Here is a 15158-nt window from a genome sequence, read left to right as displayed (position 1 = left end):
AAAGCCTTTTTGAAAAAGATGTTGTCATATTATTTTGAAAAGATTAAAGTGGTAATAGATTTTTCGGTCAATGAGATTTTAGTACCATATTCTACCGATGCTAAGTTTTTAGCACTGGAAGTCACATAGGATGATCTGGGTGTCAGGAGCTTTTCATTATTTTTAAATTGAACTTGGATCTTTCTATTCAAGGGGTTTATAATGACTAAGACATTTTCCTGATTGTCCGGAGAACGAAAACCTGAAATTAAAATTTCTTCAGGTAGTTGCTCTTCTGAATTTATTTGAATACGTTTGGCTCCAGGCCTAATAAAACGACTATAATTTCCCAGGGCCCATAGCATCTTACTCTCTTCAAAATTGCCGTCTTTTTTATTCTTATCAGCATAAATTAATCCATCTTTATAGTCATAAACCGATACTGCCGTCCACCAGTGCCAGGCCGAAGCATTAGCAATACTTAAATCATGATGTATCACTTTGGCCATATAGAGCGCGGGCTCAATACTCAAATCTTTACTGTTTCCTTCAATTTCTCCATTATTATCACCAAGAATACAATACTCAGACATCCAGAATTTTAAATTCTGAAAATCTTTCAGAGCCTGATTCAGTTTCTTTCGTTCTCCAACTAATTTAGATGTAGGAGAAGTGGTAAAATAACTATGTCCAGATATCACCTTGCCTAAATGCTCCAGATCACCAATATAGCCCGCTGAATTTTCGTTAAAGAAATAGTCAAGTTGGGTACCTCTTCCGGATTTATTATCGTCTTCCACTAAATAGTTAAGCTGTGCAGTTTCCGGAAGATCAATTTTTGTTTCAATATTATTTTGAATAAAACTCTTATTAATTAGTCTTGTAATCTCGGCTATTTCTTCATTCCAGAAAGGAGTGCCTTCCTGCCCCCCATCAGCCCAATCCCATTGCGGTTCATTAAAAGGACTTATAATATCTACGCTAAGACCTAAATTTTCCATACCTTTTATACTATGGCTTAGATAGTCTGCGAACTTTTTATAGTTAACTACTGCTAAGTTAGATTGATCACCACTTGCACTAAATGCCTTATTATTTCTCGTGAAATTTACATGGGGACTATTTAGAAATACCAGCAATTGATCTACTTCGTAAGCTTTGGCTGCCTTTGCAAACCACACTTGTCCAGATTGGCGTTGCCAGGAATAGGTTCCATCCAATTGTAAAAAAGAATCTGCTCTTCTCCACTCATCGGCTATACCACTATCAGCTCCCTGTTGTGCACTTCCTGCCCCTAGGTTAAATCTCCATAAGGAAAGACCGATTCCTAATGGATTATTATTTTTATCCAACTCCTGACTAAAAAGGAGCTGTGCTATTTTTTGTTTTTTATGAGTTGGCCAATTCCCGATATGCTGCATGCTCCAAGCATCAGATGCTCCAAAATTGTCGATAGTCTGAAAAACTACCTCATCTTCAATGCTTATCGATGTGAGCTTAGTCCTTTCCTCTGTAGTTCCTTTTTTTTTATCATTATTTTCCTGTTGGCAGGAAATAAAGAACAAATGCAGCGTAAGTAGGAAAAAGAAAGATTGAAAGTTTTTTTTCATCAATTGAATATTATAGTGTTTCCGCGAAAGAACCTAAGTGGTTATACTTAATAAAAATTTTTACAGAGGTAGTAGGTAATCCAGAATTATTAGGAATAAAATTCAGATTCAAAGTGATGGAATATTAAAAACCATATTGCCCGAAGACAATATGGTTTTGATTGTATTAATAACCTGGATTTTGTTCTATCTGGTTATTTGAAGCTAATATTTCACTTCTTGGAATAGGTAACCAGTAATTTCTCTCATTAAAACTTTTTCCGTCGAGTGCGATGAAAGTATTGTAATTAAAATCTCCGTTTGTTCTGGTAATTCTCATTCCCTGAGCAGGTTGATTTTCGACCTCATCTGCAATCATCCATCGTCTTACATCATAATATCTGTGCTCCTCAAAGGCTAGTTCAATTCTTCTTTCGTGACGAATCTTTTCGCGCATCTCACTTTGACTTAGTCCACTCTCCAAATTCGGCATACCGGCTCTAGACCGAATAAGGTTTAGGGCATTATAAACGGATTCATCTGGACCGACTGCTTCATTTTGCGCTTCAGCGTAATTCAGTAAAATTTCACCATATCTAATATAAATCCAGTCCTGTGTTCCGGCAACTCCCCATGGATTAATGATTGGAAGATCTTCATCGATAAATTTTCTCAAATAGTAACCTGATTTACTGGTATTCCAGTTGGAAGGACCATCTGGACTATCCAAACCATTGGGTACAAATGTTTCTACTTCCCTTCCTCGATATTCAGCTCCATTATATAATATGGTTTGATAAAATCTTGGATCCCTGTTCTGGTAAGGCTCCTCTGCATGAGATTCGTTATTCCAATCAAATTCAGATCCATCTGCCATTTCATAATCATCCACTAAATTTTGTAATGGTACATTACCACCCCAGCCTCCATAGCCGTTAGGACCATTAGCAATTTCTAGAGCAGTGTGTAATGCATTAAGATTGTAGTATCGGGCAAATATTATCTCGCTATTTCCTGCAGATTCAAGAAAAAGTTGTTGGTAATCAGGATATAAACTATATAAACCAAGATCCATTACTTCCTGAGCAGCATTTGCTGCATCTGCCCATTTTTGAGCATCATTGGTTTCTCCATTGTATAAAGGACTGGCCGCATATAGTAACAATCTAGCTTTAAGGGCCATAGCCGCACCTTTAGTAGCTCTACCTTCCTGCCAGTTATTTGAATGATTTTCTGGTAAAGCATTGATTGCTTCATTCAATTCATTGATAGTATATGTTAAGCTTTCTGATATTGTGCTTTTTTCAAACAAACTAGGATCAGTTAAATCGTCTCCAAGTTCTACTACACGATCTTCCATCAGTACTACTTCTCCGTAATTTCTAATAAGATCATGATATCTATAGGCTCTTATAAATTTTAGCTCCGCTGTGAGCACTTCTTTTTTTGAGTCGCTCATTGCCAAATTATCTATATTATTTAGGGCATAATTAACTTCTCTAATACTACGATAGCTTCGTCCCCAAATTGTTCCAGCAATACCCGTATTTTCAGGAGCTAACTGCCCCTGCTGTATTAGCCAGGTGTTATCATCATTGTTATAAATAGATTCATCAGTCAAAGAACTCCACATTGCATATTCAAAGCCCCTTCCAAAGCCAGGTCGACTTCCATCGCCCTCTTTATCTGTCAATCGAACTCCCAAGTATCTATTGATCACATAGGCTTCAAATAAAGTTGAATCATTTAGGATCGCCGCATCAGACACGCGATCAGTCGGGGTTACCTCTAAATAGTCTTCTTGACATCCAACCAAAATAAGACTTCCGAAAAGAGAGAATAACAGTATTTTTGTATATATAATATTAAATTTCATATTTCCTTTTTTTAAAACTGAACATTAATTCCTAGATTAATAATCCTTTGTTGAGGATAAAACTGGCCACTTTCGCTACTTCCTTCAGGGTCAAAATCTTCTACTTCTGTTAAAGTAAATAGATTAAATGCGCTAGCATATATCCTAGCATTTCCAATAGCTAATTTATCAGTCCACATCGTCGGAAGCGTGTATCCTAACTGAACATTTTTAAGACGGACAAAGGCTGTATTTCGTAGCCAGAAATCATTTCGAAATCTACCCCCGCTTACTGCTGATGATGCACGCTCGCTTACTCTTGGGTAACTACCATCTGGATTCTCAGGTGACCATCTATTATTCGCCCAACTACTATAAAAGTTTCCAACAGTTCCCGATTCTGGAAGTACGTATTGCCTTACTTGACCCTGGCCAGCAAAAACTGCTGAGAAATCAAAATTCTTATAAGTAGCATCCAGAACAAGACCGAATGTTATCTGAGGGATATTTCCATACTCACTTCTATACATATCGTCTGGAGTAATTTCTCCGTCATTATCATAATCCTCGTAGATTAAATCACCTAATCTAGCTCCCTCAACATGTGGGTAATTATTCAGATCTTCTTCAGTTCTGAAAATACCTATAGCATTATACAAAAGATAGGTATTAAGTGGACGTCCTGTTTGTCTTTGATAATCCAAAACCCCTGGTGCTTCGTCAATAAATCCAATTTCATTCTTTGCATACGTAAAATTTCCCTGCACTCCGAAGTTAAAATCACCTTCAGATTTCAAATCATAACCGATAACAGCTTCAAAACCATGACTCTTAACTTCTCCGATATTTTCAGATGGTACTAAAGGATCTCCACCATAAGGATTCACAATACCTGTAATTGCTGGAATAGAAGCATTTCGATTGATAAGTATATCCGTTCGATCCTGAGTAAAATAAATAAACTCTGTATTGAAATGATCCAGCCATTTAAAATTCAGTCCTAGGTCGGTCTTTCTCGCAACTTCCCAGGTAATATTTGGATTGGCCAGTCTTATTAGATCTATACCGGTCACGACCTCTCCACCAACTACATAATTATTATTGATCGCATAATTATCAAAATATTGGAACTGTCCTACATTATCGTTCCCCAAAATTCCATAGGAAGCTCTAATTTTAAGATCATCAAAGAAGTCCACATTAAACCAATCTTCTTGTGTTATTCGGTAACCTGCAGATATAGATGGGAAAACCCCATATCGATTTCCCTCTGGGAATATTGAAGATCCATCTACACGCATTTGAAATTCCGCAAGATATTTTTCGCTGTAGTTATAAGCAATTCTTGAAAGAAAACTTTCTCTGGTAAAATTATAACTACTACCATAATTATCCCTGTCAGTCGCTGCCCCTCCACCTTGAGAAAGTTCCGGAGTTTGAGTGGTTGGAAAATGAATTCTAGAAGCTCCTAAAGTATGATCCTTGTTTTCACTCCTTTCGTATCCAATGAATGCATCTATATTATGACTACCAAATCTTCTCTTAAAGTTAAGCTTGATATTTCCCACAGTCTTAGATTGACTAAAATGTTCTTCTTCTAAAGAGCCTTGTTGATCAGGTCCACCTCCAATAACTACAGGATTATATTCTTCTGTATTTCTATTATAATTATAAAGCGTATAAGGTGTTCTAAAATTTCTTATTCTACTAGATAATTCATCTACAGAAAAGAATCCGTCTATCGACAAACCATCCAAAAATGGTAACTCATATTTGGCTTTAAGAATTCCATTAAAAATATATCTCGGTTGATTATTTGTTCCTCCCGCAGGAGTAGCCATAATAACCGGATTTGCATTTTCAATCCCGGTTGAAGGATATCCATTAGGGTAAATAGAAGCTACTGTTGGATAGGCTCTATAAATTGATCTAAATATGTAATTAGCACCTTCTGTAGCGAATTGCCTATCTTCTTTTCTACCGGACAACGAAAGGCCTAAGCTTAATCTATCAGAAATATCAACATCTAAGTTCGATCGAACATTATACTGATCATATTGGGTAGCCCCATTTTTATATAAGCCTTCTTGAGATGTTTTCCCTAAAGAAAAGAAATAATTTACCTTTTCAGATCCACCTGACACATTAAGGTTATGTTGAGTTTGAGTAGCATAATCTCTGAGTGCTGCATTGGCCCAGTCGGTATTTGGATAATTTAATGGATCACTCCCATTAGCGAATAGGTTAATCTCTTCAGGAGAGTAAACTTGATTTAATCCATCATTAGGACTATTGTAATAGGCAATTTCATTTCTGATCTGCGCATATGTAGAGGCATCAGCCATATCTGGTAATCGTGTAGGAGATGAAAAACCAACATCAAACTTGTAAGATACAGAAGGGGCTGAATTTGTTTTTCCTCTTTTAGTGGTTATAAGAATAACACCATTAGCGGCACGACTTCCGTAAATTGCTGCAGAGGCATCTTTTAGCACGGTTACGCTTTCAATTTCTTCTGGAGAAAGTCTCGAAAGGCCTCCTACCTGTCCTGGCACTCCATCGACTACTACGAGGACATCATTATTACCTGTAGTAGCTAAACCTCGAATACTGATACTAGAATCATCATAACCAGGCTCCCCCCCGCGATTGCTTGCAATTACTCCAGAAATCCTTCCAGAAAATGAATTGGAAAGGTTAGGCTGCGGACTTTTCACAAGATCTCCTCCTTCAACCTCAGATACTGAACCTGTAAGTGTAGCTCTTTTCTGTCCCCCGTAACCTACAACAACTACTTCATTTAATGCTTCAGTGTCACTTAATAGTGTTATCTCAAATGAACTTTGATCACCAACAGGAATCTCCTTTGTTTCAAAACTTACAAATGATACTACTAGTATGGCACTTGATGGATCATCTACTTCTAAAGAAAAATTCCCATCCATATCGGTTACTGTTCCATTCGAAGTATTTTTTACAACTACCGTTGCACCTGGTAAAGGCAATCCAGTTTCATCAAATACCTTTCCTGAGACTTCAATTTGCTGGGCAAAAATTGCAGTACTGGTTAACAGCAATATCAACATCATGTTGATCCTGGACTTTCCCAGATTTAGTAAAAATTTAAACATATACTGTGATTTTAGTTAATAGTGAAATAATAGTTAGTTTTGTGTAGCAAAAAGATTGAAAACGATTTCGCTACTATTTATAGTTACAATTTTCCTAATTTTAAAGGGATTTTATAAGGCACAAATTGACTTTAAGCAAGGCACTAATCGACTAATTTTGTTAATTTCATCCTTTTAGCCGTCTGTTTTTAAAAAATTATTAAAATACCACCACCCTAAATGAATAATCAGAAAACCTTATTATTTTATATTTTCTTAATAATACAATTTTTGATTCCTAAAAAATTTCATGCACAAAATACTCCTGCCTTTCACTTCTATACGATTACAACAGAAAATGGATTATCAAGTAATCTGATCAATGATATTAAACAGGATTCTCTAGGTTATATATGGATAGCTACCAATGATGGCTTAAACAGATACGATGGAAATAATTTTAAGATTTTTAAAAGTGGAAATCTTTATGATTACATTTCGAATAATTATATACAAAGTATCGAAATTGTTGGAAATAAACTATATGCGGGAACTGATGGAGGACTAAATATATATGATATCCAATATGATTCTATAAGCGTATTGAACACCAAGCAGTTTGATATATTAGGAAATAGTATTAGTGCACTTCATAAAAGAACTGACTCGCAAATCCTAGATTTAGGAATATACCGTGGTGGAGTTCAACAATTACAACTCGAAAATAATTTACTGAGTACAAACCGCTCTTTGAATCAGGTATTATCATCCAAGGAAGTATCATCAATACTCCAACGTGACAACTTTTTATTTGTCTCGACATTTGATGATGGTTTAAATAAAATCAATTTAAATTCTAACGAAATAGAAACTGATTTTCTAAGTTTAGGAGCAATAAATACATTGTATCTAGATCGGAAAAAAAATATCTGGATTGGGACAAGGCGCGGAATAGTAATTATAAAAAATGACGATTCAATTCTTAAAATTCAGAAAGGAAAAAATGCTGAAAATGGATTGAGCGATAGTGATATATTATCTTTTCAAGAAGATCATAATGGATATATGTGGGTTGGTACCCGTAACGGAGGTCTTAATCTGATAGATACAGATGAACTCATCAATAATCAATCACTAAAAATACAATGGTATTTACCTTCAGATGATTACGAAAGTATAAATAATCGTACGGTGTCTGTTCTTTTTCTGGATAAACAGGAGAATATGTGGATAGGAACACCCACAGGAATAAGCTTTACGAAAACAACTGGAGAAATAGTAGGCATCCGGAAACATATAAATGGTATTGATCGGAGTCTTAGTCATAATCGTATTGGGGCAATTGCCAGTGCAAAAAATGGAAATATTTGGATAGGTACCGATGGAGGAGGACTGGATTATTATGATATAGAACAGAATAATTACAAGCATTATTCCAAGAAAAATAATACAAACAGTTTGAGCAGCGATTACATTTTATCTTTGCTTGAAGATTCGAAGGGAAGATTATGGATTGGTACCTATCGTGAAGGATTAAATTGCTATTACAATGGAAAATTTGAGCATTATCTTCAAGGAGCTCCTTCTGAAGGTAGCGATGTTAGAGTTATTTTTGAGGATCGTAAAAAACAAATTTGGGTAGGAACCAATAGAGGAGGATTGTTTAAATATGATGAAAAAAATAAGATTTTTAATCGCATAGAAGTTCTTGAAAAATTAGACATCAGGGATATAGCACAAGATCAAAATGATAATTTATGGTTAGCCACATACGGTTCAGGTCTTAAAAAATATAATGTAAAAGAAAAAAGTGTTACAACATATTCAAAAGACGAGGGATATCCTTTCCCCAGTAATATAGTATTTAGCGTTCTATATATAGGGAATAATGAAATTTATGCGGGAACAAGATATGAAGGGCTCGTACATTTAAATACCTTAACGAACGAATTTCAACGAATATCTGAAATAGATGGATTGAGCAATAATTCTATAGTAGGAATGACCAAAGAGAATGATAACTATATTTGGTTGAGTACTTTCAAAGGTATTAATAGATATGACACAAAAAATAAAGAAGTCGTAAATATTTCTTCGCTGACCAACTTACAAAATGGGGAGTTCAATATTGGAGCAATTACAAAAAGTACTGATGGCACAATATATATCGGCGGGAACAATGGATTAAACTTTTTTGATCCATCAAAAATACTACAGGAAGATTCTAAAGTCTCAGTATATTTTGAAAACTTAAGAATATTGAATCAAAAAGTAAATGTTCAAAAAGCTAAAGGTGCAATTCTTTATAAATCTTTGCTTTTCGAAAATGAGATCTGCTTAGATTACAATGAAAATTCCTTTTCTATAGATTTTCATAGTATGAGTTTTCCATTTGTTAAAAATACAGAGCTTATCTACAAATTAAAAGGATATAATGATGTATGGCTATCTGCCAGTGGTTCCGGAACTGCAAATTTCACGAAAGTTCCTCCCGGAAACTATCAATTAATGGTAAAAAGTAAATCAGGTATAAACGCGGTTAGAAATGCGCAACTAGGAATTATTATTTCCCCACCTTTCTGGAGTACCTGGCCAGCATATATATTATATCTATTTACTTTAATATTGATAATTTTTTTAATATCAAAATATTACAGCGAACGCCTAAAATTGAGAAATTCAATTGCTTTTGAAAAGAAACGGTATCAACTAGAACATAAATTAAACGAAGAAAGACTACGATTTTTCACTGGATTTTCGCACGAACTGAAAACTCCACTTACCTTAATATTAGCTCCGATAGAAAATTTACTGCAAAAAATAAATCAAAAGGATTCTCGAGAAGATCTAAAATTTATAAAGAGAAATGCAAAAAATTTACAGCAGGCTATCAATAAATTATTGGAATTCCGGAAATCTGAAGAAGGACTTAGTGAACTTCATTATGGAACATATAATATTGAAAACGAATTGAATCGCTGGTTAATAAATTTTCAACCACTAGCGAATGAAAAAAAGGTTCATCTCAAACTATCCTATACTATCAATGAGTGCTATTTATATTGTGATATCGAAAAAATAGCAATAATCATTAATAATTTATTATCCAACGCGGTGAAATATTCAGTTTCAAATTCTGAGGTTGAATTAAAAGTTTTTTATGAAGATGAAAAGGTAAAAATAAGAGTTGCAAATCAAGGTGAAGGAATCAGCTCGCAAGAGATTAATCATATTTTCGAATGGTATTATCGTGCAGGAGGCCAACGTAAAAAGTTAGGGACAGGCATTGGTTTGGCTCTATCTAAAAGCTTTGCGGAACTACATGAGGGAACAATAAACGTAACGAGTGTTCCCGACCAGAATACTAAATTTACACTATGTATTCCAAAGAAATTTATAGTAGAAAATACAGAAGTTTTAGAAGAAACATCCAATTACATTAGAGATATTCAAATTGAAGACTTTGATGAAGTTTTAGAAACAAGACAGGAGAAAAGTATCAATACTGTACTCTACAGGAATATCATGTTGATAATTGACGATAATCCTGAAATACGACTATTTCTGGAAAATTTATTTAAGAAGGAATACGATTTGCTTTTTTCAGAAAATGGTAATGATGGATTGAAAAAAGCAATGAAGTATATCCCGGACATTATTATATCAGATGTAATGATGCCATTGAAAAATGGTATCGATCTCTGTCAGGAATTAAAAGACAATATAGAAACCAGCCACATCCCTGTTATTTTACTTACGGCCAAACAAAATACAGAAAGCATTAGTTCTGGCTATAAAGGCGGGGCAGATCTTTATGTTACAAAACCGTTTAAACCTAAGTTACTAAATGCTCAAGTTAGTAGTCTGCTTGCTAATCGGAAAAAATTACGTTCCCTTTTCACTAATTACAAAAATCAAAAAACACAAAAAGACGATAGAAATTCATCCAATCTTATCCACTCTGAAAAGCAGTTTCTCCAAAGTATAGAAAATATAGTTTTAAACGCAGAAAATATAAAAAACATAAACACTACATTTCTTGCGAAAGAACTTGGCATGAGCCGGACACCGCTATATAGAAAAGTAAAAGCTCTTACAGGTTTAAATATCAATGAATTAATAAGAGACATTAAACTTAAAAAAGCAGCTGATCTAATTTATCGAGAAGAATACTCTGTTACTGATGCCTCCTTTACTGTAGGTTTTAACAGCTTGAAGTACTTTAGAAAAATTTTTAAAGAAAAGTATGGTAGTAATCCTTCTGAATATAAACCTTAATTTCAAAAAATGCTATTTCTTAAACTTTGCATTTACAAAATAGAATTAATCCAGAAAAATTTCTTAGAACTGCTATATTAATTTGGATTATATTTTTCTATTCGAGTTGAGAAATAAAAATTTGTTTGATAACAATATATTCTATAGGAATACACCCATAATAAAATGGAAAAAGTTTTTGAAGTACGCATAAAAAACATGGTAGTAGATATTCATTAATATAAATAACACAATATGGTAAAAAAACCTAAAAAGTGTTGATATCCGGAAAATGAACCGGATAAAAGTGTATTTTTATGATGATATAACGAGTTGTAAAAAATAGCTCCTGACCCAATCTCTGCCGAAAACAGAACTGATCGTGAAAAATAATAACCAAAATTCGATAAAATCAGAACAAATTTTTTAGAATTTTAAGAAATGAAAAACTGACAAAATCGCTCTCTCGAAATCTTAAAACAAAATTGGAACTAAATGAATCAGCAACAACGCGGACAAAAAATCAAAGAAAATAACGGTGAAATTGTATAAAACCGGACGGCTTTTTTTCACTAAAACGGATAAAAGATTTTGTCGTAAACTCAAATTCGGTTTAAATACAAATTAAAAACTGAAAAAGCAGATCATCCCGCAGAACCAATCTCTCCCGAAAAATTATAATTGAGAATTTCAGCTAAAAATTACAAAGATTCACTGGAGAAACTAAAAATTGTGAAAATTTACTATCAGTTTTAAACTTCAAATGCCTCTCTCCTATTATTTGAAAATAAAAGTAAAATCTGATCAGAGCTAATATTCGATAAATCTGACAATAATTTTTAAAGCAAGAAAGAACGGAAAATTTTATATAAGAACGTATCGCTACATTTTACAACAACGTATAATAGCAATTGCGGCTTCGTGTCCTGCGGACACATCCGCGCAAACACAAAAGTCAGTATTTTTAATTATCTTAGTTTTCAACCAATCCGCAACTGACGATTATACGAAAACGTTATCTCTAACCTTTAAAGAAGATTATGCTCCAAGGAATAAAAATAAGTGAATCTTTAAAAGCCGTTTATGACATCCAAAATGAATTAGGGTTGATTACAAATTTAAATCAGCTAAATACAATAGTGGGAGCAAATAACACCGGTAAAAGTAGATTTTTAAGAACAGTATTTTCAGGATCCAATCATATTAAATTCATCTATGAAATTGATGAATCAATCTTTAAAAATTCAGTTAGGATAATTAGAGATATTTTCCAAGTTATTAAAGTTTTAGATGGTCATAGTATTAAGTACATGCATCGACAAGAATTTGAGGATGCACTTAATAATATTGATGGAAATCACAATTCCCTTGATCAAATAACTATACTCCATAATTTGATTAAAAATTTAGAAAAAAATCAATTCGATGTAATATTTGAAGGTAAGCGTCATCTTTTAATTAGAAATTTATCAAATATTAGTTCGCAAAAAAATAATTTAACTGCCATATTAGAAAGCCTAGGAATTGAAAATGAAAGAGTAAAACGAATTTACATACCTATCTTAAGAGGGCTTAGACCTATTGCTAAAGAAGAAAAGAATTTCTCTAAAGATGATATTTATTCTAAAAGAACCAGACACGATTATTTTCAAAATTCAACTCCTAATGGTGATGTATTTTCCGGCCTTTCAATTTATGAAAACGTAAAAAGTTTATTATTGGGTGATGAAAATGAAAGAAATGAGATAAAAGAATTTGAGAGTTTTCTAAGCGAAAATGTTTTTAAAGACAAAATCAACTTAATTCCCAAGTATAACGATGATGTTTTGCATATTAAAATTGGAGATGAATTACAATTCCCAATTTATAGGTTAGGAGATGGACTTCAGACATTAATTATTATATTATTCCCAATATTCCTTAATAGAAAGGAACGTCATATAATTTTTATTGAAGAACCAGAAACCCACTTACATCCCAAATGGCAAAGATTGCTTTTTAGAGCAATGAGCTTATTTTCTGAGCACACATATTTTATTTCAACTCATTCTTCAATATTTATTAATTCTCCTCAGAATTCAATTTTTATTATATCTAAAAATAATGGAAAAACTCAGATCAACTTCTCTGATATTAAGACAGAAAAGGTTGATGTTTTAAAAGAATTAGGTTATAAACCTAACGATTTATTTCAAACAAACTATTTATTGTGGGTTGAAGGACCAAGCGATAAAATTTATTTAAACTATTTAATTAAGAAGTTAGATGAAAATTTGGTTGAGGAAGAAGATTATAGCATTATGTTCTATGGTGGAAGTTCTTATAAACATTTCCTAGAGAACAACGGTGATTTTAGTTTAGATTTTATTGAATCCCTTAACCAAAATTACGCGCTCATAATGGATAGTGACAGATCCAAGGCAACTGAACCATACAATAAAAAGAAGAAGAAATTAAAGGAAGTTTTTGAAGAAAATAATGCATTTTTCTGGTTAACAAGATTACGGGAAATTGAAAATTATATTCCTTTCGATGACTTTGAAAAAGCTGTAAAAGATGCTCATAAAATCAAAAATATACAAATTGATAAATCTGATTTCGGGGATAGGTGTCAATTCATTGACTTAGATGCAAAACCAAGTTATAAACCTTCAATAAAGTTAAGCAATGACTTATTTCAAAAAATCCAAAAAAATAAAAATGGCAAACTTACAGGAATCGACGGTAAGGAATTAAGAAAAGAAATTGAAAATGCCATTCAAAAAACTGCAAAAACAGTAAGAAAAATTGATAAACTAAAGGTGGCCGAAAAGCTCGTTAGAAATGGATTTTCAGTTGAAGATTCAGAGATAAATAAAAAATTACAGCAGTTAGTTTTAGATATTAAAAAAGCAAATAGTTAAAGGCTAGAGATAACAACGGTTCATCGCCAATAGGCAGCAGCGTTAGAAAGAAAATAATTAACTTGACCCACAAACCAATACTTAGCCGACAAATCCGTGTCCTCTACTCCGCCAACTGGCGATAACCGAGACCGTTGGTGACAATTTTATTATGAAAAAAAGTTTTGACAATAATATCGAAAAGTATCCAATTGTTCTAATACCTGACCGAATACTAAAAAATATAAATACAGGTATTCCAGAGTCTTTGGTCCTTAAAAATTTTAGTTTAAAAAGACCAGAGAAACCGTATACATACCCACCAAGAAGACCTCAAAAATTTAAAACGGTAGATTACTATAAATTTAATTTTTTCGATTTAGGATGCATTGTGCATACAATTCTCGGTTGTTTAGCAATGAGTTTATTATCTGTAGTACTTGGTTTAATGCCATTTCTTGATGCTTTCTTTGGTATTTTTGTGATACTTGGTTTATTTACAATTCTTACCGCAGGAATTTTCCAAGGAAATCCACTTTTGCCAAGATCCACTAAACATCAAAGAGAAGTAGAAATTTCTGATGAAGAATATCAGGCAAATATGGAAAAATATGAAGATGAAAGAATTATATATATTTCTAAAAAATTAGAAAGAGAAAAAAAATATGAATTGGATTTAAAAAATTATGAATCTAGATTTAAAAAGGAAAAAAATAAAATAGCACATAAGATACATCTAGAAGATTTAAGGCCAACAAAATCGGCTATAAGAATATTTAACACCAATAAGAGGGGTGCTAATGAAATTAAATTTTTAAAAGTGCTCAATGATAGATTAAGGAATTATACTTTTATAGATAAAGCCATATCTAATAATTCATATTCTCCTGATATAGTATTAGTTTCTCCTACAAGTGGACTACACATTGACCTAGAAATTGACGAACCATATACACTACACGATAATTCACCAATACATTATAAAGGATGTAAAGATTCTGATAGAAATGACTATTTTTTATCACATAACTGGTGTGTTATAAGGTTTACTGAAAGACAAATAGTTCAAAATTCAGAAGAATGTTGTAAAACCATCATATCAATAATTGATTCTTTGGAAAATAGAATTCCCAAGTTTGATACCTTTTTAGATGGAGAAAAGAGTTGGAGTTACGAGGATGCAATAATTCTAGCTGATAACAATTACAGGTTTTCCTATAAATAAAACTATCACCAACAACGAGTATAGCCAATTGCGGCTAAATACTTAATCGATATTCGATGTTTTTAGCTATATTTATTTTAAGCGGACAAAACCTGGCTAATCAACCCGCAACTGTCCATACTCGAAACCGTTGTGAGCAATAAGCGCGGCTTTTACACCGATAAAGGAGTATTTTCTAGAATCAAAAAAGGACGTAGCATTGCGTAAGTGTGAACGTTGAGGAAAGAATTTCCTTCAACCCAGGCTTTTCGATGAGATCGT

General features: G+C 33.1%; 6 protein-coding genes. 3 read left to right on the top strand and 3 right to left on the bottom strand.

Annotation, left to right across the window (positions count from 1 at the left end):
• Positions 1–29: 29 nt before the first annotated feature.
• From BM201_RS08375 to BM201_RS08365, 3 genes are all read right to left on the bottom strand, one after another.
• On the bottom strand, positions 30–1589 hold the full coding sequence (locus BM201_RS08375) for a glycoside hydrolase (protein WP_092541575.1): 1560 nt from the start codon (positions 1587–1589) through the stop codon (positions 30–32).
• 166 nt (positions 1590–1755) lie between these two features.
• Positions 1756–3444 carry a RagB/SusD family nutrient uptake outer membrane protein gene (locus BM201_RS08370; protein ID WP_092541573.1) on the bottom strand — a complete coding sequence of 563 codons (1689 nt, stop codon included), beginning with the start codon at positions 3442–3444 and terminating at the stop codon, positions 1756–1758.
• A gap of 11 nt (positions 3445–3455) precedes the next feature.
• The gene (locus BM201_RS08365; protein ID WP_092541571.1) at positions 3456–6554 is read right to left on the bottom strand and encodes a SusC/RagA family TonB-linked outer membrane protein; all 3099 of its coding nucleotides are present in this window, start codon (positions 6552–6554) and stop codon (positions 3456–3458) included.
• Positions 6555–6773: 219 nt separating this feature from the next.
• Between BM201_RS08365 and BM201_RS08360 the strand changes: the two genes are divergently transcribed.
• The 3 genes from BM201_RS08360 to BM201_RS08350 all read left to right on the top strand — a co-directional run bounded on the left by BM201_RS08360 (position 6774) and on the right by BM201_RS08350 (position 14897).
• A complete protein-coding gene (locus BM201_RS08360) occupies positions 6774–10811 on the top strand; it encodes a two-component regulator propeller domain-containing protein (protein ID WP_092541569.1) in 4038 nt (1345 codons plus the stop codon).
• A 1019-nt stretch (positions 10812–11830) separates the two neighbouring features.
• Positions 11831–13693: an AAA family ATPase gene (locus tag BM201_RS08355; RefSeq protein ID WP_092541567.1), complete on the top strand. Its 1863-nt coding sequence runs from the start codon at positions 11831–11833 to the stop codon at positions 13691–13693.
• A gap of 151 nt (positions 13694–13844) precedes the next feature.
• Positions 13845–14897 carry a hypothetical protein gene (locus BM201_RS08350; RefSeq protein ID WP_092541565.1) on the top strand — a complete coding sequence of 351 codons (1053 nt, stop codon included), beginning with the start codon at positions 13845–13847 and terminating at the stop codon, positions 14895–14897.
• Positions 14898–15158: the final 261 nt, after the last annotated feature.

The organism is Zunongwangia mangrovi (assembly GCF_900112105.1).
Lineage (GTDB): Bacteria > Bacteroidota > Bacteroidia > Flavobacteriales > Flavobacteriaceae > Zunongwangia > Zunongwangia mangrovi.
This window is presented reverse-complemented; position numbering and strand designations above follow the sequence as displayed.